This is a genomic window from Microcoleus sp. T3_D1 (assembly GCF_036700405.1).
Taxonomy (GTDB): domain Bacteria; phylum Cyanobacteriota; class Cyanobacteriia; order Cyanobacteriales; family Microcoleaceae; genus Microcoleus.
Genome location: NZ_JAUBOV010000063.1, coordinates 14795 through 38718, shown reverse-complemented (window position 1 = coordinate 38718; position 23924 = coordinate 14795). Strand labels below are relative to the sequence as shown.

Genomic DNA, 23924 nt, shown 5'->3' with positions numbered 1-23924 from the left:
ATACATCCTGTAGGGGCGGGTTCACCAACAGATTTAACGGTGCAGACAGGTTAAATAAACCCGCCCTCCAGGTTTTTATCGTTATCTTAAAAGAGGTAGATTGCGATTGATGGTGGCGCGGGGGCGGGTTTATAATATTGTGGGTTTTTGGCAATTATTGTCGGTGAACCCGCCCCTACAAAGTTATTAAGAATAGTGCAATATATCAGTTTAATATTACATTATGCACCATTTTCATACATCCTGTAGGGGCGGGTTCACCAACAGATTTAACGGTGCAGACAGGTTAAATAAACCCGCCCTCCAGGTTTTTCTAGTTATTTTGAAAGAGGTAGATTGGGATTGATGGTGGCGCGGGGGCGGGTTTATAATATTGTCGGTTTTTGGCAATTATTGTCGGTGAACCCGCCCCTACAGAGTTATTGAAAATGGTGCAATATATAGCTCACATTTTGCACCATTTTTCTGCCTCCTGTAGGGGCGGGTTCACCAACAGATTTAACGGTGCAGACAGGTTAAATAAACTCGTCCTCCAGGTTCTTATAGTTATTTTAAAAGAGGTAGATTGGGATTGATGGTGGCGCGGGGGCGGGTTTATGAGATTGTGGGTTTTTAGCAATTATTGTCGGTGAACCCGCCCCTACAGAGTTATGTTTTTTACTTCAGTTAACAATGGCAACGGTAGATTTGCACATACTAACTCTGCACAATTCCACTGCCGCAAATACTCATAGACTTCAGAAATAATCGCATTTGCTGCATCTAAATTTTGTGCTTGAGAAGCATGATAGTGCGCTCGGATTAGCGGCTTAATATCCTCGATATCTTGCCATTCCGATTTTGGTTTGAGGGGAATGCTAATATAATAACTATAGGCTTGGCTGTGGGCGGTACGGAGATGTTCAGGGTTTTGACTTAGTAGGTACTCGCCCTTTTCTCGGACTAGGGGATGCAAGTGATAGGATTTGAGTTGGCGATCGTAATATAGCAATTGTCGGCGTTTGAGTGCCTGAATAATATTTTCTTTAAGTTCATATTTGCTAACTTCGGGCATTTGAGCGCTAATTCCGGCAAAAGATAGCGGATATTCTGAGGTTTGATAGACAGAAATTCGGCTGAGACAAGTTTGCTCGCTGTCGCCCAGACGGGCTATCATTTCATCGATCGCACTTTCAATATCTCGAATCAGCAACCAGTCTCTCTGGTGCAGAAAAATCCCGACATTTCCCTGAAACTCGGTATCATCTCGAATCAAGGCTGCGACGAGTTGTAAGGCTTTGGGATGTCCTGAATAGCGATCGCACATTTCCGCTAATTCCTCTGCATTTGCCGTCAGATTAAAAGATTGCAACAGGGCAACTGCGGCATCTCGATCCAATCCGTTTAGCTGGATTTCGCGGGTGACTGTTGACGGCAATTCGGCTAAGCTTTCGCGACTGGTGAAGAGGATTTTGCTTTGATGTTCTGTTTCTAATAGTTGTTTGAATAACCAAGCATATTCTGCACAATCGTCGGCGAAATAACCCGCCGCTTTTGCCTCTCCAGCTTTCAAAAGTGTGTCGGCGCGATCGAAAACGAGTAAGCAAGGTTTTTCTCTCAGGATTTTGAGCAGATTTTCAGTTTTTTTGAAGTAGTCATTTTGAGCAGTTACGGCTGCGGTAATGTCGCCGTTGGAGAGGGTGAATAGTAGCGAGTCAATTGTGCGATCGCAGGGGGGTGCTTTGCCGGTTGCAGATTGCAAGGATTGCCAAGCGGCGCAGGTGAAGGGGGTATTTTCTGTGTGGAGTTGGCGAATTAGTTGGCTGACGAGGCTGGTTTTTCCGATTCCCGGTAATCCGACAATTGAGATGGCGGTGATATCTGAGTTAATAATAGTAGTTTTTAAGATTTCGAGTTCTTTTGTGCGCTGTACCCAATTTCTGACGGGGGGTAAGTTTTCTGGGAGGGGGAAAGTGCGATCGGTTTCACTGTCTAGGGCGATATCTGCGATCGGGGCTGATAGTAATTCTGGTTCTTGAATTTCCCGCGCAACAATGTCTTGCCAGTTTTTCACACCTACAGCTTTGCAAATGTGTATAAAAGTCTCTCGTCTAATTGGTTGCTGCGTCCAAAATCGCTTTAAAGTTGCTTTTGAAGTGAGAGCAGCCTGACACCAGAGCTCATCTGCTTTATTCCATCCGAGATTGCGTCTTACCATGTCAATGATTTTTAGCCCTTCTTCGGATGCTCTGAGCAAACCTGCCATTGCGACTCCTCTACGGAAACTCTGCCTTAGTAAATAATGTTACATGATTTGGTGAGCCAAATGAGCCAAATGAGCCAAGTGAGCCTTTGATGTTGAGCCAAATGGTGAGCCGTTAAGCCTATACAGATTCAGGATTGTGGAGTATTGTGAAATGATGTGTTTGGTTGTCAGGTACGTTTGACGGTGCATCAGGCGGGCGATCGGGCATACAGCTTATCTGCTGTTGGGAGCAATGTAAAGTTTTGTTACAAAAACTGGGCGAACTGCATAAAGAGCAGATGAAGGCCCTGATAGATATCTAGGAAGGCTTGCTAGGCGGGCTTTGCTGGTTTTGACGCAACTATATTTGTGAGGAGATGGGATTATGACGAATATTAGCTTAGGGCAAACGATTGACGGAAGTTTGAGCAGCACTGATCTTGAAAATCCTAAAAGATTGGGTAGATTCTCCGATGACTATACCTTGACTGGGGTTTCCAATTGGCAGCAAGTTCAAGTTAACATGGATTCGACTTCGACTGCTCTTGAAAGTTACCTACAACTGATAAATGCTTCAACAGGTGAAGTAATTGCATTTAACAATGATTTAGGTAATAATTCACAGTTAAAATTCACAGTAGTTCCGGGTGTGAATTACGCGATCCGAGCTACTAGCTTCAATGGGAGCGAGACAGGAAACTATACCTTCAAAACTAGCTCCTTGGGGACTGCATCATCTTTAGTTTCTACTTTCGTTCCTACTTTATTTTTTTCTACAGATAGCGGACAAGTCGGAAGCGTTGGCTCAGCAGGAAACTTTGTAAAGATTGCAAATAGCCCACCTTTCGATGACATCGCCTTATCTAGTGACAACAGGTTGTTTGGCATCACTGATAGCAAGTTGTACAACGTCGATCCAGTCTCAGGTTCATCCTCACCGATTGGAAACCTCGGTGCAAGTGTAGACATACTTGGTTTGGCATTTTCTCCTAGTAATGTACTTTATGGGACTGGCGGTTCTAACTTATATACCATTAATCAAACTACGGGTGCAGCATCCTTGGTTGCTAATCTGGGATCTAACTTTGATGCTAGTGGCGATCTAATATTCGATCCTGTTAGTAACCGCTTTTTAGCTACATCTGTTGGCAACAGTAATGACAGCTTATTCTCCGTATCCTTAACTGGTCAGGCTACCAAGATTGGCAACATCGGCTTTAACAATGTATTTGGCTTGTCTTTTGAGGGAAGCACTCTTGTAGGTTTCACTGCATCTAACCAGCGGATTGTTATCAATCCAGCAACAGGAGTAGGCACTCTTGATAAAAATGTTACGGGTGTTAGCGGTGTAATATTTGGAGCCACATCTATTGCAACCGCGACTCCAACACCGACACCAACTCCCCCGACTCCGACTCCCCCAACTCCGACACCGGGTTTAACGACGACTGTAAGTGTGACTCCTTTCCTTGTAACAGGCCAAGTCGAGGCTGCTGAATTTGCAGAAAACTCCATAACCGATCAAAAGATAGAATCTGCTTCCAGTGCAGCACCTGGTGCAGTACCTCTTAGCCTACCTTACGGATATTTCCTCGATACTTTGTTGACCAAGGAATCTGGAAAGAACTCTCGAAAGGTCGATCTTAAATTCGTTCCGGAAAGCTCAACTAAAGCAAAACAAACATGGATTGTCATTCATGGTTTGAATGTTAGTGCTGAGGACAATCCTAAGTATGCAGGCGATTTTTCTGATTTAGGAAAAGCAGTTGCTCAGGCAAATCCCGACGATCGAGTTCTACTTCTCGACTGGAAGGAAGCAGCGGCTGGTGGTAAGCTGAGCAAGGAAGAACCCGATCCACTTGGTCTACGAAGGCTTGGCAATTACACGGCTGCTAAGTGGATTGTACCCGTTGCTAAGTGGGTAGTAGGGAAGCTGAAAGAAGAATTTGGAGTTGATGCTGAGTATGCCAGTAAAAATCTTAATTTAATTGGTCATAGCCTCGGCTCATTACTCAGCAATGAAATAGCTCGCATATGGCAAGAAGAACAAACAGCAGCCAAACAAGGTATAGATAAAGATGGTAAAGGAATAGGTGTAAATACAATATTTGCGCTCGACCCACCATCCCAGCTTAACATTAGTGGTTTATCACTGGGACAGCCCGGATTTGGATATGATGTAGACGGAACAACAGCAGTAATGGATTTTATATCTCCTGAGTCAGGAAGTGACCAAATCTATCTGCCTAACTTCAAAGAAGTATCTAATTTTTCGAGAGCTTTTGTTGGCAAAAACAGTTTGTCTGGAAATCAAATTTTTGCAGGACAGGCAGACGAGTCATTCCAGATGAGTTTTAGTGATGGAAATCGTATAGATACAGGGGAAGAGCATCAGTGGGTTATCGAAGCATTCAAAAATTTGATTATCCAAAAAAACGAGTTGGGAGATATTGGCAATTTAGTGAGCCTCAACCCTATTTTGAGTGATGTTCTCAAAGGCAAAGAGAAAGCTTACGATAATCGCCATGCAGGAATTCTGTCATTTAATACTCCCAGATTTGACTCTCCCAAGAAAGAACCAGAAACTGATCAAGAGTTGCCTAATCCACTATTTTTGACTGTAAAAAATAAGAATGGTGGCAATGATGATGACATCGTTTACGGTACTAACGGAAATGATACTTTAGATGGTTTTGATTCTAGTCTACCATTTCAGGATAAGGATCTGTTTAGGGGAGGGAGCTCACTTTATAGTGGTGCAGGTAACGACATATTTTACGGTAAGGCAGGAAATGATCTAATTTTTGGTGGTTCGGGCAATGATACCATCAACGGCGATCAAGGCAACGATAGCATCAATGGTGAACAGGACAATGACACCATTTTTGGTGGTGCAAACAATGATCTAATTTGGGGTGGAAAAGGAAATGATATAATTGACGGAGAAGGTGGCGATGATACTCTTAATGGAGACAACAATAAGGATACATTGATTGGTGGCTCAGGTGCAGACATTCTTAATGGTTACGAGGATGACGATATACTGATTGGGGGTCTAGACAAAGACACTCTAACAGGTGGCGCTGGCATTGATAAGTTTGTATTTAGTGATAGTGATATAGTCGATACCATAGATCAAGCTGATATCATTACAGACTTTTTTACAGGTTTTGGAATTCCGGTCGTCGGAAACATTAGACCCGCTGAAACTATTGAGTTAACTCAAAGTCTTGCATCCCAACAAGTCAGTTGGAAACAAGGTGAAGGCAACTTCCAAAATGACACTATTATTAGTCTCAAAGATAGCGGTAAGTTCTTAGCAGTCCTTAAGGGGATTCAAACAAACTCAATCAGCGATGCTAACTTCACACGGGTTGTTCTTGGTTCCGTCTTTTGATCGAATCATTTCGACTCTAGCTTAGCGATAGCGGAAGCGATCGTCCTTACGACAAAAAGTGCGATCGACCTCTAAAACAATCCCCACAACCACCGTCCTTAAATCCCAACCCTCTCATAGACCTTAAATCATGATTAAACTAAAATTCAAAATATTAGCAACACTAGCCCTAATCAGTGCAATTGGCATAGATTGTACCAGCCTAGTCAAACCAGCCACCGCACAAACCGCCGCATCTCTAGCCTATCATCTCAAACAAGCAGGCGCTAAGCTGTATGGCGCTTCTTGGTGTCCTTACACTCGAAGGCAGGCGCAATTGTTCGGAAATGCTTTCAGCCAAGTTCAATACATTGAATGCTACCCCAATGGTAGAAATGGTGAATTTAATTCGCAGTGCCAAAGAGCAGGAGTTTATAGCTATCCTGCATGGGTAATTGGTGGTCGCACGAATGAGGGCATGATGTCTATTCAACAACTAGCCAACTTTTCTAATTATGGTACACCTTCAAACACCAACGACAAAGTAAAAATATGTGACTATAAAGCCGACCTGATTTTTTATGAAAGAAATCCTCAAATGTTGGGTCGGAAAATTTCTAGTTCTCAATCTAGTTTAGCAAATGAATGGTCAGGAATTAGAAGGAATATTCGGGGATGTCAGTAACCCACTAAAGCCCTAGTATTTGTAGGGGCAATCCCCCGTGGTTGCCCTAGGCCAGGGCGGGCACGGGGGCACCGCCCCTACATCATCACCGGGCGGGCACGGTGGCGGGCGGGCACGGTGGCGGGCGGGCACGGTGGCGGGCGGGTACGGGGGCACCGCCCCTACATATCGGGTTGGGGATGGTATTTTTCTAAATGCAAAGGTTCGTCTTCCCAAGCGATTGGATTGTTGAGGATATATTCACGAATTGTTTCGCAAGATTCCTCATCCCGGATAATATGTTCGTGATAGTTACGCTGCCAAAATTTTTTGGGGAAAGGTGTCCAACCTAAGTTGGCAACACCATGTCGGTATTTAGCAGTTGTCAGTGATTTGAAGCGCTGAACAACATCTGGCAATGTCATGGGTTTCTTAGGAATAGCGCCAGAAATATTGTCTGGCATCAAAACAATAATTCCGTGAAAATGATCTGGCATTACCACAAAAGCATCGACTTCTACACCTGGATAATTCAACGGCAATTCATCCCAAATAGTTTGCACCATCAGCCCTGGTTCGCTCAAATATATTTGGTTATTGCGGATTTCTCCTAATGTATGTAAACCATCTTTAATACAGATAGTGACAAAATAAGCTCCCGCTTGAGAATAATCATATCCCTTGAGGCGAATAGAACGCCGATGATGTTTAGCAGCATCGTACTTCATGATAATTCGATTGTGATGTCTATTCGATTGTACCGTAGGGGCGGTGCCCCCGTGCCCGCCCAATCCGATGCGTAGGGGCGGTGCCCGTGCCCGCCCAATCCGATGCGTAGGGGCGGTGCCCCCGTGCCCGCCCTGGCTGTGGAAACGAGGGAGGATTGCCCCTACATATTTGGTACGAATACTCTAACCGTGAGAGGGTGGCTCAGCACTCAATCTTTTGCAGAACAACAAGACTTTGGCATTAGAGTTATTATAGCTTTCGGAGGAACAGTTTAATGCTGACTCTAGATATCCAATCAATCCTCAATTCTATTCCCAATGAAATTAGCTGGCAAGACATCGTACAGTTTGAAAATCTAGACGCTCGTGTTAGCATTGCTAATGACCTTTGTGCTAACATTATTGGTGTCAATGAAAGTACGATCGAATTGTGTCCTAATGAAAATCCTCCCGCTCGTTTAGAACAACTGGTTTGGTGGTGGGTTGTGCGTCCAGATTTAGGAGCGGCGATTGCCAAAGAAGCTCCTCAAGAACTCAAAAATATTATCAGTCAATACATTCTGCAAAATTGACAAAAACCAGCGCTCGTCTGTGGTTCAAAAAAGTGCGATCGCCCTTACGACAAAAAGTACGCGCGTGCGAAGCTATCCCGAAGGGAATCGCCCTTAAAATCCGAATAGACAAACAACATCTAATTTGTTATAATTGAGTAAAACTCAACCTAGAGAGTTTTACTCAATTATATAATAGCTGAAAGATATGTTTTGGATTCTGAAAAACTTAATCAGCACAGATCCACAAGGACACCTCAGTTTAAAGCTCGAACCCAAGTCAACAGAGTATCGCGTTCTCGTCAACGAAGCCGGACAAATTTTATTAGACCCAATAGCCAACATACCCGATCGCACTTCATCTGGTTCTGAGATATCGCTGTTAAAATAGAAGCATCATTCCCTCATAACTCATCTCACCATAAAAGTGTATGAAAATAGAAGACTATCCACTGGCTAAAGAATTGATATTCGATGCCGAAGGCAACATTAGTCAAGTTATTCTAGATTATACCGACTATCAGTATTTCCTAGAAGCGATCGAAGATAAAGGACTTCTCCAGGCTATGCGCGAAGTAAAAAATGAAAACCCGTTAAATTTAGAGCAAGCACTTGCAGAACTGGAAACAGAATGAAAGTCTAATATCTACCCAGTTTTTTGAAAGATTTAAAAGCTCTTAAAAGTACGCCTGTGTTTGAGCAAATCAAGGATTTTGCTTTTGCGGAAATTCCCAATAGTAATGATTTACAAACAAGTGTTAACTTAAAAAGATTGAAAGGTGATGATAATGCGTATCGGCTTCGGGTTGGAGACTATCGAATAGGTTTTTATTTTGATGGCGAAACTGTTACTTTTGCCAAGGTGCTTCACCGGAAAGATATTTATCGCTACTTTCCACCATAAAGCTGTTTTTACTATAGCAGAATGTTTTGGGCAACTTGTCCTTGTCCTTTGAAATAGTAAATTAATGTATTTGTATCCAAAATGTACATCTAAAAGCTCTCCCGCAAGATGTCTTCCCCCGACTCGGCACGAATCTCTTCCAGAGTAGGAAAGTCTTCAGCCCATGTTCCAGCTAGGGAATAAACCAATTCTGTCCAAGGAGTTAAAGAATCTACTGTGTCGGTGGATTGGTTCTCATTCAGGTACTTGGCACGAATAAACTCAGCGAAAGTGAGAATTTCGCTAGCTTGGTTTTCGGGAAGGGTTTTGACGATCGCGTAAATCTGTTCAATGATAGTCATAATCTGGTGAGAAATAAACTGTCGTTAAATTTTATTTAAGCAATAGCGATCGGCTTTTTCGTGTCAGTTTTCATCTGGGGTTCAAAAAGAGCGATCGCCCTTAATCCAAAAAGTACGCGCGTGCGAAGCTATCCCGAAGGGAATCGCCCTTAAAATCGGAATAGACAAACAACATGGTATGGTTAACATGAAATTTGCGATCATCCATTACGTATGAGTGAAACAGTCTACATCGAAACCAGTATCTTGGGCTACCTCACCGCTAGAGCCACCAAAAACCTGATTATAGCTGCAAACATTGAGGTAACACGAGATTGGTGAGAATTTCGGCGAAGCAACTTCAGGCTCTACATCTCACAAGTTGTTTTGGACGAAATAGCAGAAGGTGACTCAGAGATTGCGACTCAACGTTTGGAGATACTTCGCGACTTTCCATTGCTGGAACTCAATCAAGCTGTACGAGACTTAGCAGGACAATTTCTCACACGAAGCAATCTTCCGCCTAAAGCTGCTGCTGATGCGGTTCATATTGCGGCAGCTACCGTTTACGATTTAGATTACCTGCTAACATGGAACTGTAAGCATATCGCTAACGCTCAAATTCAGAGAAAACTTGCAGAAATTAGTTTTGATTTTGGATACCAATTACCGATCATTTGTACGCCTTACGAACTACTAGGAGGTTGAATTTATGTGGCAAGATGAGATCGTGGATAAAATTCACCAAATTCGGGAACAACACGCTAAGTCATTCAATTACGACTTGGATGCTATGTTTGCCGATTGGCAGAAAAAGCAGGCTAAAAGTGGAAGACAAATTATCTCAAAATCACTCAATCCACGAACTCAGCCAACCTCTATCTGTGGTTAAAAAAAGAGCGATCGCCCTTACGACAAAAAGTGCGATCGCCCCTTTCAATTCCTAACCAGAAATCACCTCACTCAAAAGATGAGCCTGAGAACCCTCCAGACGCGGCCCATGAATCTGCACCACCCTAGAAGCCAAGAAATTGCCCCAACGAGCCGCTTGTGTAGAACTCAAACCGTTAGTAATTCCAAACAAAACACCGCCCGCAAAAGCATCCCCAGCACCCACAGTATCGATCGCCTTTACCGGAAATCCAGCCACATCAACAATCTGTTTGTTCTCCACCACCATGCAGCCTTTATCCCCATTAGTGATAAAAGCCAAATCAGAAATCTCGCTCATTTTCCGAGCGCACTCTTCCAGAGATTCCTCCTTAAAAAAGCTCCGAACTTCATCAGCATTGCAAAAAATTACATCGCAATATTCCGAAACCACCTTGTGAAAATCATCAGCAAATCGATCGACTAAAAAGCCATCCGAAAAAGTAAAAGCCACCTTCACACCCAGACGCTTAGACTGTTCCATCGTCTCAATGCTAGCCTTTCTCGGATCGGGAGCATCCCAAAGATAGCCCTCAACATAACTGTACTTGCAGTGAGCCAGTCGATCGACATCAATATCAGTCGTCGCCAGAGTAGTAGAAACCCCCAGATTAGTACACATCGTGCGTTCCGCATCCGGCGTAGTCAGCACAACACAAGTACCCGTAGGCCCGTTCGACTCAGCAGCAGGATGCACGTTAAAATCAATCCCCGCCGCCAGCAAATCTTGCCGATAAAATTCGCCGTTAGTATCCTTAGCAACCTTCCCCGAATAATACGCTTTACCGCCGCTCTGAGCCAAACCAATCATCGTATTTGCCGCCGAACCGCCCGATCGCATTTGCAGCGAATTGTGCTCTAAATCGTGCAAAATCCCACCCTGCGTTTCTGAATTCATCAGCGTCATCCCGCCGCGATTCAGCCCGTGGCCGAGTACAAATTCATCTTCCACCAATGCTAGGATGTCTACAAGGGCATTGCCTACGCCAAACACATCCACGGAACCAGATTCTTGATTATTTTCTGTCATCGCTGCTTTTTTTTACACTAACTATCAACTCTATAATAAATCGGATTAAAGTCAACATCCCCACTCCCAATCTAAAGTCCCCAACTTAAAATCTAAAATTCACAATCCAAAATCCCCAATCTAAAATCCAAAATCTAAAATCGCTATGACTTGTCTCCCACCTCTGATTCAGCAAATGTTGCAGCCCGGGTTTTACCCGCACGGGGTGACTGAACCAGTGCAGCTAATTCAGACTCATGCTTCCTTCGTCCTGCTGACAGGAGATTATACTTACAAAATCAAGAAACCAGTCAATTTTGGCTTTTTAGACTATTCAACATTGGAGAAAAGGCAGCATTTTTGCACCCAAGAATTGCTGATGAACCGACGCACTGCACCGGAAATTTATCTAGAAGTTTTGCCAATTGTTAAAACGGGCGATTCTTTTCACTTGGGCACCAGCTTACCTGCTATGAATTCAGCCGAAATTGCTGTAGAATACGTGCTGAAAATGCGCGAGTTTCCTCAAGATTCGCTGTTGCTTAGTTTGTTGGAACGCGGACTGTTGACAGAGCAAATTATGGCAGAATTAGGGGGGGAAGTTGCCAACTTTCACAGCACGGCAATTAGTAATAGCTACATTCGCAGATTTGGCGAAGTCAGCCAGATTCGGACAGCAATAGACAACAATTACCTCATTTCCCAAAAATATATCGGCGGGCCGCAGACTCAGGCACAATTTCAGGAAACTAAAGATTATACAGATGGGTTTTTTGAGGAAAATCAAGAGTTATTTAATATCCGAATTGCCAATAATAAAATTCGCGAGTGCCACGGAGATTTGCACTTGCGGAATATAGCATTCTGGCCAGATAAAATATTGCTATTCGACTGCATTGAATTTAACGAGCCTTTTCGCTTTGTTGATGTCATGTACGATGTCGCTTTTACAGTAATGGATTTGGAATCGCGGGGGCGCAGAGACTTGGGTAATGCTTTTCTCAATACTTACATCGAAAAAACCGGGGATTGGGAAGGACTGCAAATGTTGCCTCTGTATTTAAGCCGTCAAGCTTATGTTAGAGCGAAAGTAACTTCGTTAATGTTGGACGATTCCGCTATTTCAACTCCCCAAAAAGCAGAGATTTCACGGACAGCCGCTCATTACTATAAACTGGCTTGGCAATACACAAAACCGCACCGGGGAAAGTTAACTTTGATGTCGGGTTTGTCGGGTTCTGGCAAGAGTACAGCGGCTCGATATTTGGCTCGCCGCACTGGGGCAGTTCACATTCGATCCGATGCTGTTCGCAAACATTTAGGCGGAATTCCTTTAAATGAACGCGGGGGGCAAGATTTGTACTCGGATGAAATGACGGCACAGACTTATGGTAGATTGTTAGAGTTGGGGATAATTTTGGCTGACCGAGGTTGGGATGTGATTTTAGATGCAAAGTTCGATCGCCAAAACTTGAGAAGCGATGCGATTAATCAGGCTCAATCCCACGGCTTGCCCCTGCAAATCATTTACTGCACCGCACCAATTGAAGTATTGCGAGAACGACTGCAACACCGCCGGGGCGATATTGCCGACGCGACGGCAGAAATATTGAGTTCGCAGCAAGCAGCTTTTGAACCTTTGACAGAATTAGAGCAAATTTCTGTAAACATTGTAGATACCCTGCAAGACTTAGAGGTACAATTAAACTTGATTGGTGGGGAGTAGTTCCAGTTCGATCGCCCTTGCCAATTTGATTGTCTGCTAATATTGTAAATATCTTTCTGTTTTATTACAAAAAAAAGTTGCAGCTCATGCCAAAATTTACCGGAGACTCCAAGGGGTTTAACCCCGCGCTGATATGGTTTGTGTTGTTTACCGTTGGGTTTCGCTTAGTAGGATCTACTCTGCCCCTGAGTCTGGGCTTTGGTGTCATCGGTGGCGTGGCAGCAGGTTTAATTGTCGCTTGGTGGCACAACGAATTACTACTCAACCCGAATATGCGTTCCAAGGATAAAACCTCGGATGCTATCCTCAATAAAGAAGTAGTGGAAACGGAGAGCAAACTATATAGCAAAACCTCTAGGCGTGAAGCTCCTACATTGTTAGACTGGTTGTCTGGGCCAGAGGATCGTCGCTAGCTTTAGTCATTAGTCATTAGTCATTAGTCATTAGTCATTAGTCATTAGTTAACATTCACTAATGCCCTTCGTCCCAATACCCAATACTTCGGCTACAAGATCGTAGAAGTTCCCCAGGCCCAATTCCCAATTGAATGTTTGTATTTCTATCGAAACTCCTGCCGCTGTTTATTTATCCTTTGGGGTTGAGTTGCCTCTTAATGATGGCGGCTTTAATCACACTTTGGAAGCGTCCGAAATGGGCGGCGGCGCCAATAGCTGCGGCTCTAATTATTTTACTCCTCGGAAGTAGCGGTTGGGTTTCAAAATCGTTAGTTCGATCGCTCGAATGGCAAAACTTACCAACCGCCGAACTCCCCCAAGCTGAAGCGATTATCGTCTTGGGCGGCGGTGTCAAAGCAGCTTTACCTCCCCGTCCTTGGGTAGAATTCGCGGAAGCGGGCGATCGCATAATCTACGGTTCCCGACTTTACCGGCAAGGCAAAAGTCCCCTGTTAATTCTCAGCGGCGGTAGAGTAGATTGGAAAGGCGGCGGGGCTCCCGAATCGGCAGACATGGCAGAAATTGCCCAAACAATGGGTGTACCGGCATCAGCAATTCTGCAAGACCCCGATTCACACAACACTTATCAAAATGCCGTCAACGTGCGGAAAATTTTAGATGCTAAAGGCATAAAAGGGCCGGTTTTGCTAGTGACATCGGCGATGCACATGACTCGATCGCTCTTAATTTTCCAGCGTCAGGGAATAAAAGCAATTGCCGCACCAACAGACTTTCAGATAACGCAGCAGGATATCGCAGCATCCCAAAGCAATTGGCAAGCAGTCGCCTTGGATTTATTGCCGGACACCTATCAGTTAAACCAGTCAACTAAAGCTTTGAAAGAATACATTGGCTTAATCGTTTATCGTCTGCGGGGATGGCTTTAACAGAATTTTATATTTGGGATTTGGGATTTTAGATTGAAGAATTTAAACAAATATCAAATCCGGTTGCATCCCAATTATAGGGGCGGGGCGGGTTTATATAATTTGTCTATACTTATCAAATATCTGGGCGAACCCGCCCCTACAAAACTTCATATGAGAAAATTCTGCATCAAACGGATAGGATCTAAAATTTAAAATCTAAAATCTAAAATCCAAAATTGATTGAGTGTGTTAGCTTAAAGTCATTACAGCCAATATTAGCCACCGTCGCCCCCAAACAATCATGCTGCCCCACGAGTTGCAAAACATTGCCCCAGAACCGACTCCCGCGGCCGAAATTTTTCAGAGACACCAAATTGTCCGCGAGTTTTACGACGAAATTAAGTACCGTCAAGAACTAGAACTTCACTGCCAGTGGTATTACGCTACAGCCAAGCAGCATCAGCAGGAATTGCAGAAAATGCAGGGAGATTGGAATATTTTAGGTTGGTTCAGCCGCAGACGGTCGAAAAATTAAGGAGTGAAAACAAAAAATGGTTTGTAGTAAGGACTTTAGTCCCGTCGATCGACTAAAAGCCACAGAAAAAACTTAACTCCTAACTACAAACTCTACAACAGTTATATGACCCCCGCCCAAAAACGGATAATTGCTTTCCGACAGGAGTCGCGATTATCACAAAATTTTAGATATTAGTTTAAGCTTCCAGATTCATCTGTGGAGTAAATCTAAAATCTAAAATCTAAAATCTAAAATCGACTGACCGGATTTGATATTGTCTTTTGGCTCCGGCTTCAACTTTTGAGACAGCTAGACTTCCGAAGATATCAATTCGACCTCATCCTCTTTGAAGTGAGCTCGAAATTTTTTGTCAAATTGTACTAGAACCGGCCAATTAGCACTGACAGGTCTGCCGTGCCATTCGTGAACGATCGCCACGACTTCTCCTTCCATACCCTTAATATCAAATGGTTGACTGCGATTTTCAGGATGGTGGTAGACAACAACAGAGTTTTTAATGCAAACGCGATCGCCAACTTTCATAGACTTATATTTAGTGTTCTCTCTTCAAAACTCTGCAAAGCCTACGGGTGCTTAACACTGGTACGCTTTGCCGACAGTCTTCTTATCTTCCCACATAAGTAGAGCGAAAACTTAAACAAAATTGGCGGTTCTCTGTCGGTGCTTCGATCGCCCGCCGCGCTACCGGGAAGTCGCAAGACCGATCGATTCTCGGTTGAACCCGTAGGCCCGATCGGCATTTCAAGCTCGATCGGGCGGATTCTCAAGGGCGGGAATTGATGCAGGCTAATCAGGAAACTATTTACGTGAACAAACCTGACGGTCTACTGAGTACAGTTAGACCGCAGGCTTCTTTTTCCTTTTTTTTCTCATGCTTTTTATAGTGAGGTAGTTCCACCCCCACTTGCTAATATAGTATCAGAGTATTTCCCGATCGTATTGGGGTATAAAAGAATAATTGTCGGTTTCGGTACCGAAACCCGACGAGCCTTTCATCCCAAGGAGTAATTCCCAACGGGGTACGGGGCCCAGCGCTCTGATTAATCCCCTCTAAATATACGGAGGGACTTCCCGGCGGGTAGTTAACTGATTTAACCAACACTCAACATCAACAGCCAAGGTTTGACCCAACTCCAGCAACTGCCGGATTGAAGACAAGTCCCAGCCGGCGCCGGAACCTGCAATCCCCAAGGCAACTGCAGCGACCACACTCTCGCCCTCGGAGGCATCTTGCAGTTGCAGCCAGCCCAAACACAGAGGCACAATTTGACTGTACAGAGAATCGAAATACAGTTCCTGCGATCGATCCAGACACAAACCCAAACTCAGCCGATCGCCCACCGCAATCAAACGCTCGATCGTGCGGATATCAGCTTCCAACTTGACAGGCGAGCGATCCTCCGGGCCCGATCCTGCTTGCAGCAGCGCGTCTAGCGATCGCCAAACCATCTTTTCCAAAATTTCCTTGACTTCGGGAACGTTCAACCGACAGCGGAGATGGCCGGCTTCAGTGGCGATCGCCTCAATTTCGGCCAGCAGCGGTTCCACATCCTCCGTTTCCACTTCCAGGGCCTTGGCCGCCGTCAAACAGCGGTGTCCCAAAGCCACCTCAGCAGCCACCTGCAACTCTACCGGCACCGGCAACTCGTCGCGGTGGAAAGCCATCATCACCCCGTAATTTTCGCGGTAAACCTGAGTGTAAAGCTGATCCAACCGAGTCAAATTTTCCTGACTCAGCAACTGCACGATCCGGTGGCGTTCCTCAGCAAATAAATCCCGCAAGCTAAAGGACTGATCCCCAAACAGCCGCACCATTTCCAGAATCGCGTGGGCCGCCGAAGCTTCTTGCATAACTCCAAACAACCGCTCTTTCAGCATAGTGTAAGACCGGCGGCTGCCAAAAGGCTGAATGCAGCAGTGGAAGTCCCAGCCGCCGAGGTGGAACGCAGCAAACACATAAACCTCTGTTTCCCGCGTAATTTCCGAGGTTAACTGCAATTGACCCACAGCCAGAGTCATCGAGCCCATGCGCTGAATTTGGAAATCTTCCTGCAGGGCCTGATAGCAGTAAACTCGCTGTTCGCGGGGATATTTGGCAAACAGAGAACTGATCGCGTAGTGGGCTGCCACTTGTCGGAGACTAATTTGGGCTGTCACCACGAGTTTGCGGTAAACTTCGGCCCCTGTTTTGAAATAGTCAACGTTGCTGGGTACGAAGGCTAGTCGATCGACAAAATCCTTTTCTAGCTGGACGCCGGTAACTTCGCCCGCCAATTCCAGCGCCCGGGCCGCGTAGCGCAGAATTTGCACGCCTTCTGGCCGCGAAATTTCTTCAAAAAACCAGCCGCAGCTAGTGAACATTAACAGGGTGTGGCGCTGCATTTCCAGCAGCCGCAGGGCGTCCACCTGTTCTCCGGCATCGAGGGGGCGCACTTGATGGCGTTGGAGGAAACTGTCAACATTAGTGGGAGATCGATCCCGGATGACCTCAATATATTCATCTCTGGCTTTCCAGGGATCGCACAACAGCTTGCGCCCCGCTTCTTCGTAAATCGGAATCAGTCGATCGCGCAGCCAATTGAGAGTATCCCGCAGAGGGCGGCGCCATTTTTGGTTCCACTCGCCGCCGCCACCGCAGCCGCAATCTTCTTGCCAGCGATCGACCCCGTGAGAGCAACTCCAGGCCGTCACCGGTTTGAGTTCCACTTCCCAAGCGCTGGGATTTTGACTTAAATAATGAGCAAAATTCGTCACCGTCCAGCCGCGGCGGGGAAACTCTTCTGTGAAGGCGTAGGCGAGGCATTTTTCGGTACTGTGTTTGTGGTGGCCGAAAGTTTCGCCGTCCGTCGCCACGCAGATTAATTGAGCCGGTCGGTGGTCTCCCCGCACTGCTTGACCCAAGCGCCCCACCAAGTGGTGGCTGCTGCTGAGAACGTCGTTGAAGCCCATATCCCGCGAGATCGGGCCATCGTAGAAAAAGATATCGATGTAGGGAGTGTTAGCAGGTGGCGCTGCAGAATTTTGGGAGTGCTGGCGGCCAAAATAGTGAGTGCTCAGCGGCGAGAGTTGGTGGTCAGCCATCAACCGCATTTCTGGTTTCAAATAGCAGCGGTACGGGCGAGTCGGATCGATTTGACCCCCGCCGACTTCGTGCCATTCGGAATTTTCCGCTGGTTCCCCTTCGTGGTTTTGCCCGATTAGCGGGCGGCAGCGTTCGGCTTGGGAGGGGGCTAAGACAATGAAGCGGATGCCTTCAGCGACTAAAACTTCGAGGGTGGCGTAGTCTACGGCGGTTTCGGCGAGCCACATTCCTTCGGGATCGCGATTGAATCGGGATCGGAAATCTGCGATCCCCCAGCGAATTTGGGTGTATTTGTCTCGCTCGTTAGCCAGCGGCATGATGATGTGATTGTATACTTGGGCGATCGCGTTGCCGTGACCGTTGAGCCGCTGACAGCTTTTGCGATCGGCTTCCAGAATCCGCTGGTAGACTTCCGCGTCGTAGCGTTCCAGCCAGCTCATCAGGGTCGGCCCGATGTTGAAGCTCATATACTCGTAGTTGTTGACGATCCCCGCGACTTCGCCGCGATCGTTGAGTATGCGGGCAAAGGCGTTGGGGCGGTAGCACTCGATGTCAATGCGTTCGTTCCAGTCGTGGGCTGGAGAGGCGCTGGCTTGGCGTTCGATCGCGTCCAGGTAAGGGTTTTCCCGGGGTGGCTGGTAAAAGTGACCGTGAACCGTCACGCACACCCCAGTTGCTGCAGCCACGCTGGTTTGGGTTGCAGCCGTTACGGTTGGCGAAGACAAAGGCAGCACATCGGATTGAGTAGTAGAAATCGAAACCATGCGATCGAATCCTCAAGTAGTTAAAGACAATAAAACCAGCCTAATTAGAAACTGAAACCTTACGCAGCAAGAGTTACAGCTAGGCATCTGTTAGGACTAAATTTGGCTGACAAGTTTTGATACATTTGTAGTATTGCGAGCAAAGCATTCGTTCCAAGATGCCAACCGTCGATCCCTGGGTTTTTTGCCAATGCTTTGCTGTTGAAAGAGTTAAAAAAGGTAGCTTTTGCTGCTTTTTGGCACTTGCGACCCATTTCGGGTTCGTGCTTGCAGCGCTGCTCATTGAGAGTTTGATTTACCTTGCTGGATTGTAAAGTCTTATTCATTAAATAGCAAGTTTTCGCCGGAAAAATTTAAAATTTGGCGATCGACCGAGGGCGGTTGTGCGGATAAATTTAACACAAGAGCGAGACTATTTTGCAGGCAACGCTTTTGCTGAGGGGTCTGCTGTACCTCGTTGCTGTACTGTTGCTGTCCTCCTCCCGAAAGTTAATCGGTCTTTTGATAGTTGTCGAGCGCCTACAATTACCTCCTAAGTTTTAATTTCCTCTTTTCACACGACCAATTTTACCTCTGTTACTCCTTGGCGCAATTCATACTGTCCTTTCACCCAAAATTGTTGAATGTTTTTACCCAGGAATGGAGCAAGTTGCATCATCAATAAACGCAATAATCCATTTGTTCGCAGTTGTTCGCCTTTCCACGCTTCTTGTGCTTGAAGTTGTTGGGCGCGAATAATTTCGGGTTCGCGTTCGGCCTGAATCCGGGATAATGCTAAGTCAAGAGCCTCGTAATTAGCCCCTGCTTTCAATAAAGGTACAAGGTGATTGGCCGCAACAATTACATCGCGCAAAGCCAAGTTAATTCCTTGAGCGCGAACCGGAGACATGGGATGTGCAGCATCCCCCAAAAGTATGATTCCTGGTCGATGCCAGTGCGGACAGCGACCAACCACAACAGATAATCGCATCGGAGATTCGATCGTATCGGCACAGTTGCGGAAATGTTCTGCCATCCACGCAGGAGATAGCGATGCGAAAGTTTCTGCCCAGTCTGTGTGTTTCCGATCCGTTTTGTCCTCTGCCGATAGCACCCAAGCCAGATGAAGTTTTCCTGATTCTGCCCCATGAAAGACACTAAATCCGCTACCGCCATTCAGGATGGAATAAAATACATTATCCGCCACAAACCGAGGATGAGCGGCAAGTTTAAACCACAGAACATCTATACTATTCTGCTGTTTTACTAACTCTAATTCTGCACGTTGTCGTACAACCGAGTTTCTACCATCTGTACCAATCACAAGTGCAGCAGGAATCTCTCGCCCATCTCCTAGCTTTACACCCGCAATGCGATCGTTGCTGTACAGTAAATCTTTTACGGGAACACCTGGGATAAATTCAAACTCTGGATGCAACTGAGCTTCTGAAATTAGTGTTTCCAGCAAAGGCGGTTGCGATACCAGCGTACAAGGTCGATTTGACCCCATTGGCTCATCAACTCGAAATAGTTGCCGATCGCCCACAATGAACTCCCAGGCATCAATTTGTCGGTGTGGAACACCTTCGAGCATTGGGGATAAGCCCATTTGTGCGATCGCATCCAATCCGCTGGGCATCAATCCTTCACCGCGAAACACTCGATACGAATCTTTTGCAGCCTCAATCAATGTTGTGCGAATACCTCGTTTTACCAGCAGCAAAGCAAGTCCCGCACCAGTTGGCCCCGCTCCGACAATTACAACTTGTGTCATTTGGTATTTTCCATTGCTTGTTGCGGATATTGAGATGCGAACAGAGGTGGTTAAAGGATGCGCGACGCTCTATTAGACATCTCCCCTAATTATCGTGGAACAGGCATCCTGCCTGTTCAAAACCTGCTTTTTAGGAGAAGTCTCTTAATCCCAGCTATTTCTGGAGTGCCTGTTGAAAAGTCTTAACTGCATCAACATGATTCACCATATTGATGCAGCGTAACAACAAATCCAGATCGATTCCTTTCACTTCCTCACTACTAGAAACCTTTTCATAGTGAAGCGCATCGCCCTCTCCCCGCAGGTGATAAACCTCTAACAATCCATCTTCCCAGAACCACACTTCCTTTATCTTCAGCCGCTTGTATGCCTCCAGTTGGTTGATGCCACCACTGGAAAACACGACCTCGATCGCCAAATCGGGTAGCCTGCGACCAGGAGCAAGTTTATAAGATTTATCGGCCTCTCGCTTGACTTTACCCGTTTCACTTTCCAGAGTCATTGAGCCAGTTGGAGTAAAGTCAAACCCCGCCATCAGCAGGTAAAGCTCCAACAATGCACCAATTCTTTCTTTAACGGTTTCGTGGGGTTCTCCAGGCATTAGTTTAATCTCCAAAACTCCATCCAGGAAAGAAAGTCGATATCCTGGACGGTCTAACAATTGCTCAACTGCTTTGAACTCTCTCCAAGTGAGTCCCTCAAACAGAAGGGGTGATTCTTTTCTGGGTGGTGCGATGATTGCTGCAGTCATCAAAATTGCTGGGTTAGAAACCCCGTCCTTCCAGGACGGCTTTACATTAAATCAAAACCCCTTTCGGAGCGGAGGGGTATGGTTGCCCCTCCATTGGAGATATGGTTGTCTCCATCCCATTTTTGGGTAACGTTAGCTTGTCGGTCAAAGTTTTAAGAGCTTGCGCGGGCCCAAAGCACTGTAAAGCGTGACCTTAGAACTGTTTAACCTTGAGCGATAGAGCCCAAAACTAGCTACGCATTCTCCGGTATCGTGACTCAACAAACATAGTCCGCTTGCGGACTTAGGCTGGTCAGAACGGCTTGTTAGATTTCTCTTCCAAGCCTCATGCCTTTAGGCTGAGGTTCCTGACTTGATTCTCCAGTCTATTTCCCGATGAGAAACGAGCGGGTTTGGAGGGCGATTTGTTTATTATAACTTTAAGTAGCTTTCTCCACTGTAAATCCGATTTCTTGCCCGTAGGATAGTTCCAGCGTGTGACCGTCCGGGTCTCGCAAAAAAGCCCAGTAGCCGATCGGATATCCAGCTTCTTTTGCTTCCTCAAGCAGCAGGCCTTCTTGACGTGCTTTGTCGCAGAGTTCGTCCATATATTCGCGGCTTTTGCAACCTACTCCGAGGTGTGCCCAGGGAGACAGAACGGGATGTACGGAGTCTGTTTGAATTAGCACAATTACAAAAGGGCGACTGCGGTCCGAAAGCCAGACCACAGCAACACCAGTTTCTGCATCGATGCGGCGGTGAACGACCTGCATTCCAGCATACTTGGAGTAGAATTCGATAGTGCGATCGACATCGGAAACGGGCAGTGCGATGTGTGTGAGACCGATATCACTCATATGTTATGTTGCTTTAGTCATATTAGGCTTAACATCAATAATTGCAACTTCCAATATCATAATCTTAATAATACCAATTCACTATGAAGATACACTAAATGAGGCTGATGTCTTTCTGGTTGGAACTATATTTTTAACGTTATATTAAATGCAGCTTCATAGTGAATTGGTAGTATTATGTATAGCTATACTTGCAGAAGGGCAATATTTAAAGATTATATCACTGAACGAATATCTGAAAAAACGATCGCGCAGAAATAGTCAACTTTGCTCTCAAGACAATGCGGAACCTGATGCGATCGATCGGGTAGAATACAAAAATCTATTGAGCCGATCGGCTAAACAAATCGCTCTCTTAGTTTGTCACATCCGTGAAAGCCGCAATGCAGCGATAGAGCCCCATCCTCCACCCCCAGCTTTAAGCAAACACCCAAATCCCTCACCCTCACCCTTTTTTTCATTTGGTCACAGGCTATGATTGACGGTTGGCAGCTTTTGAGAATCTAAATGCTAAACACAAATACAATTATTTCCAGCCTGCTGTTATTTATCCCAGTTTCCATCGCCGGACACTTTCTCGGCTGGGAATCCTCCACAATCTTCATCACCTCGGCTTTAGCCATCATCCCCCTAGCCGCCTGGATGGGGACGGCCACCGAAGAAATCGCCGTCGTCCTCGGTGCCAATTTGGGGGGTTTGCTGAACGCTACCTTCGGAAATGCCACGGAACTGATTATCGGCATCGTCGCCCTCAACGCCGGACTAATAGATGTTGTCAAGGCCAGCATCACCGGTTCAATTATGAGCAACCTGCTGCTGGTGATGGGATTGGCGATGCTGCTGGGCGGCTTGCGCTACAAAGAACAAGATTTTCAGCCGACAGTCGCCCGGTTGAATGCTTCAGCGATGAACTTAGCCGTAATTGCCATTTTGGTGCCAACTGCAGTTAATGCCACCTCTATTGGCATCCCTGCGGCAACTATGCAGAACCTCTCTAGCGCTGTTGCTGTAGTGCTGATTGTCGTCTACGTGCTGACGCTGCTGTTTTCGATGAAAACCCACAGTTATCTGTACGATGTAGGGGTGGCAGAAATAGAAATGCTGGAAGATTTAGCCGAAAATAACTTAGCACCAGACAGTCCTGACCACAAAGTCAATCTGCCGCTGTGGATTGGGGTGCTGTTGGCCTGTACCCTGATGGTAGCTGTCGAGTCAGAACTGTTGGTGGGTACTCTCGAAGAAGCGACGGCGCGTTTGGGGCTGACATCACTGTTTACCGGGGTGATTTTAGTGCCGATTATTGGCAATGCGGCCGAACATACGACGGCGGTGACGGTGGCGATGAAAAATAAAATGGATTTGTCGGTTTCTGTGGCCGTGGGTTCGAGTTTGCAAATTGCTTTGTTTGTTGCCCCGGTGTTGGTTTTGGCAGGTTTTGTCTTGGGCAAACCGATGGACTTGAATTTCAACCCGTTTGAACTTGTAGCAGTTGCGGTGTCGGTGCTGATCGCAAATTCTATCAGTTCTGACGGCAATTCTAACTGGCTCGAAGGTACTTTGCTGTTGGCAGCTTATACGGTTTTGGCGCTGGCGTTCTACTTCCATCCGGTAATTGAGGGACTTGTTTAAAACGCTTTCTTATCGGGAAGGAAGAGGGAAGAGGGAAGAGGGAAGAAGGCAGATTTTTTCACTCCCTCACTCCCCCACTCTCCCACTCTCCCACTCTCCCCCTCGCCCACTCTCCCCCTCGCCCACTCTCACTTATTTCTGGGAGAATGGTGGTTGCGATCGTACAATTGAAATGTGGCAGCTCTCTAGTTATTAGTTCTGGTGTGTTTGTACATTATGTGCTCTCATCAGGGATTTGTGACCTCGATCGGCTGTGACAAACAACAAAACCTTTGGCCTCAACCCGATCGTTAGAGCGCAGTGCCCCCGGTTCTACAAAAACACGGGATGCTGAAGTCAAGCCAGACTAAAGCCTCCCTTGACTTCAGAAACGCTGCAAGATTTCAATCAAGGGTGCTCATGAGTCTTTTACTAGGTGTGCTACGATCGTCATAAGTTGAAAATTGAGTCTGACTAGACAACGTAAAACATCGTACTCTTATTGTTGAGTACGTCGTTTCACAAACACGGTGTTGCCGTCTAGGAAAACTCATATTTGAACAAAAACCGCACTAGATAAAGAGGAGTAATCAAATACGGTATGCCATACCGAAATTAACGATTTTAGAGAAGACACCTCTAATGCGGATCGAGTAATCTTGTCAAGGCAAGTAACGCAACCTGAATCAAAAATCTCACTCACCAAGAGTGCACAGAGGTTAATCTAATCGCTTAATACTTGATTAAACTTCCTCCGAGCTACTTATGACCAGCATATTGACAGAGGCGCAGTTGTGTGCAAAATTCTCAGAATAATGCCCAAAATCTGCAGGAAA

General features: G+C 45.9%; 22 protein-coding genes. 12 read left to right on the top strand and 10 right to left on the bottom strand.

What is annotated here, in order from left to right; all coding sequences use genetic code 11:
• Positions 1–640: 640 nt before the first annotated feature.
• Positions 641–2245 carry an NB-ARC domain-containing protein gene (locus tag QT992_RS24060; RefSeq protein WP_333339415.1) on the bottom strand — a complete coding sequence of 535 codons (1605 nt, stop codon included), beginning with the start codon at positions 2243–2245 and terminating at the stop codon, positions 641–643.
• Between the two features lie 364 nt (positions 2246–2609).
• On the opposite strand from QT992_RS24060, the gene QT992_RS24055 reads away from it, so the two are divergent.
• Both QT992_RS24055 and QT992_RS24050 read left to right on the top strand, forming a co-directional pair.
• Positions 2610–5621 (top strand): hypothetical protein, encoded by a 3012-nt coding sequence (locus tag QT992_RS24055; RefSeq protein ID WP_333339414.1) that lies wholly within the window; start codon positions 2610–2612, stop codon positions 5619–5621.
• A 130-nt stretch (positions 5622–5751) separates the two neighbouring features.
• Complete coding sequence (locus tag QT992_RS24050) at positions 5752–6285, top strand: hypothetical protein (protein WP_333339411.1); 534 nt, start codon at positions 5752–5754, stop codon at positions 6283–6285.
• A gap of 161 nt (positions 6286–6446) precedes the next feature.
• Here QT992_RS24050 and QT992_RS24045 read toward each other — a convergent pair whose 3' ends face one another.
• Positions 6447–6992 carry a transposase gene (locus QT992_RS24045; protein WP_333339408.1) on the bottom strand — a complete coding sequence of 182 codons (546 nt, stop codon included), beginning with the start codon at positions 6990–6992 and terminating at the stop codon, positions 6447–6449.
• 275 nt (positions 6993–7267) lie between these two features.
• On the opposite strand from QT992_RS24045, the gene QT992_RS24040 reads away from it, so the two are divergent.
• The 4 genes from QT992_RS24040 to QT992_RS24025 all read left to right on the top strand — a co-directional run bounded on the left by QT992_RS24040 (position 7268) and on the right by QT992_RS24025 (position 8447).
• The gene (locus QT992_RS24040) at positions 7268–7564 is read left to right on the top strand and encodes a hypothetical protein (protein WP_333057507.1); all 297 of its coding nucleotides are present in this window, start codon (positions 7268–7270) and stop codon (positions 7562–7564) included.
• Positions 7565–7751: 187 nt separating this feature from the next.
• Positions 7752–7934, top strand: a complete 183-nt coding sequence (locus QT992_RS24035) for a hypothetical protein (RefSeq protein ID WP_333155414.1) — start codon at positions 7752–7754, stop codon at positions 7932–7934.
• 40 nt (positions 7935–7974) lie between these two features.
• On the top strand, positions 7975–8178 hold the full coding sequence (locus QT992_RS24030) for a hypothetical protein (RefSeq protein ID WP_333155416.1): 204 nt from the start codon (positions 7975–7977) through the stop codon (positions 8176–8178).
• 23 nt (positions 8179–8201) lie between these two features.
• Positions 8202–8447 carry a type II toxin-antitoxin system RelE/ParE family toxin gene (locus QT992_RS24025; protein ID WP_333315948.1) on the top strand — a complete coding sequence of 82 codons (246 nt, stop codon included), beginning with the start codon at positions 8202–8204 and terminating at the stop codon, positions 8445–8447.
• Positions 8448–8536: 89 nt separating this feature from the next.
• Here the strand turns inward: QT992_RS24025 and QT992_RS24020 are convergent, their stop codons facing one another.
• On the bottom strand, positions 8537–8788 hold the full coding sequence (locus QT992_RS24020; RefSeq protein WP_333315949.1) for a DUF2281 domain-containing protein: 252 nt from the start codon (positions 8786–8788) through the stop codon (positions 8537–8539).
• Between the two features lie 351 nt (positions 8789–9139).
• Here QT992_RS24020 and QT992_RS24015 point away from each other — a divergent pair, with 351 nt between their 5' ends.
• The gene (locus QT992_RS24015; RefSeq protein WP_333339442.1) at positions 9140–9475 is read left to right on the top strand and encodes a DNA-binding protein; all 336 of its coding nucleotides are present in this window, start codon (positions 9140–9142) and stop codon (positions 9473–9475) included.
• A gap of 235 nt (positions 9476–9710) precedes the next feature.
• Here QT992_RS24015 and QT992_RS24005 read toward each other — a convergent pair whose 3' ends face one another.
• Complete coding sequence (locus QT992_RS24005; protein WP_333339403.1) at positions 9711–10727, bottom strand: adenosine kinase; 1017 nt, start codon at positions 10725–10727, stop codon at positions 9711–9713.
• Between the two features lie 145 nt (positions 10728–10872).
• On the opposite strand from QT992_RS24005, the gene QT992_RS24000 reads away from it, so the two are divergent.
• The 4 genes from QT992_RS24000 (at position 10873) to QT992_RS23985 (ending at position 14291) form a co-directional block, all read left to right on the top strand.
• The gene (locus QT992_RS24000; RefSeq protein WP_333339400.1) at positions 10873–12432 is read left to right on the top strand and encodes an AAA family ATPase; all 1560 of its coding nucleotides are present in this window, start codon (positions 10873–10875) and stop codon (positions 12430–12432) included.
• 29 nt (positions 12433–12461) lie between these two features.
• Positions 12462–12845 carry a hypothetical protein gene (locus tag QT992_RS23995; RefSeq protein WP_333339398.1) on the top strand — a complete coding sequence of 128 codons (384 nt, stop codon included), beginning with the start codon at positions 12462–12464 and terminating at the stop codon, positions 12843–12845.
• A 134-nt stretch (positions 12846–12979) separates the two neighbouring features.
• Positions 12980–13774, top strand: coding sequence for a YdcF family protein (locus QT992_RS23990; RefSeq protein ID WP_333315955.1), 795 nt, complete (start codon positions 12980–12982; stop codon positions 13772–13774).
• A 283-nt stretch (positions 13775–14057) separates the two neighbouring features.
• The gene (locus tag QT992_RS23985; protein ID WP_333035767.1) at positions 14058–14291 is read left to right on the top strand and encodes a hypothetical protein; all 234 of its coding nucleotides are present in this window, start codon (positions 14058–14060) and stop codon (positions 14289–14291) included.
• Between the two features lie 291 nt (positions 14292–14582).
• Here QT992_RS23985 and QT992_RS23980 read toward each other — a convergent pair whose 3' ends face one another.
• The 6 genes from QT992_RS23980 to QT992_RS23955 all read right to left on the bottom strand — a co-directional run bounded on the left by QT992_RS23980 (position 14583) and on the right by QT992_RS23955 (position 21480).
• On the bottom strand, positions 14583–14816 hold the full coding sequence (locus QT992_RS23980; RefSeq protein WP_333057518.1) for a ferredoxin-thioredoxin reductase variable chain: 234 nt from the start codon (positions 14814–14816) through the stop codon (positions 14583–14585).
• A gap of 528 nt (positions 14817–15344) precedes the next feature.
• Positions 15345–18140 (bottom strand): DUF3536 domain-containing protein, encoded by a 2796-nt coding sequence (locus QT992_RS23975; protein ID WP_333315956.1) that lies wholly within the window; start codon positions 18138–18140, stop codon positions 15345–15347.
• 59 nt (positions 18141–18199) lie between these two features.
• Positions 18200–18466 (bottom strand): hypothetical protein, encoded by a 267-nt coding sequence (locus QT992_RS23970; protein ID WP_333315957.1) that lies wholly within the window; start codon positions 18464–18466, stop codon positions 18200–18202.
• 227 nt (positions 18467–18693) lie between these two features.
• Entirely contained in the window at positions 18694–19893 is a 1200-nt protein-coding gene (locus tag QT992_RS23965) for an FAD-dependent monooxygenase (protein WP_333315958.1), read from the bottom strand.
• Between the two features lie 154 nt (positions 19894–20047).
• Entirely contained in the window at positions 20048–20644 is a 597-nt protein-coding gene (locus QT992_RS23960; protein WP_333315959.1) for a Uma2 family endonuclease, read from the bottom strand.
• A gap of 419 nt (positions 20645–21063) precedes the next feature.
• Positions 21064–21480: a VOC family protein gene (locus QT992_RS23955; protein WP_333315960.1), complete on the bottom strand. Its 417-nt coding sequence runs from the start codon at positions 21478–21480 to the stop codon at positions 21064–21066.
• Positions 21481–21987: 507 nt separating this feature from the next.
• Between QT992_RS23955 and cax the strand changes: the two genes are divergently transcribed.
• Positions 21988–23109, top strand: coding sequence for a calcium/proton exchanger (gene cax, locus QT992_RS23950; protein ID WP_333315961.1), 1122 nt, complete (start codon positions 21988–21990; stop codon positions 23107–23109).
• The last annotated feature ends 815 nt before the right edge of the window (positions 23110–23924 follow it).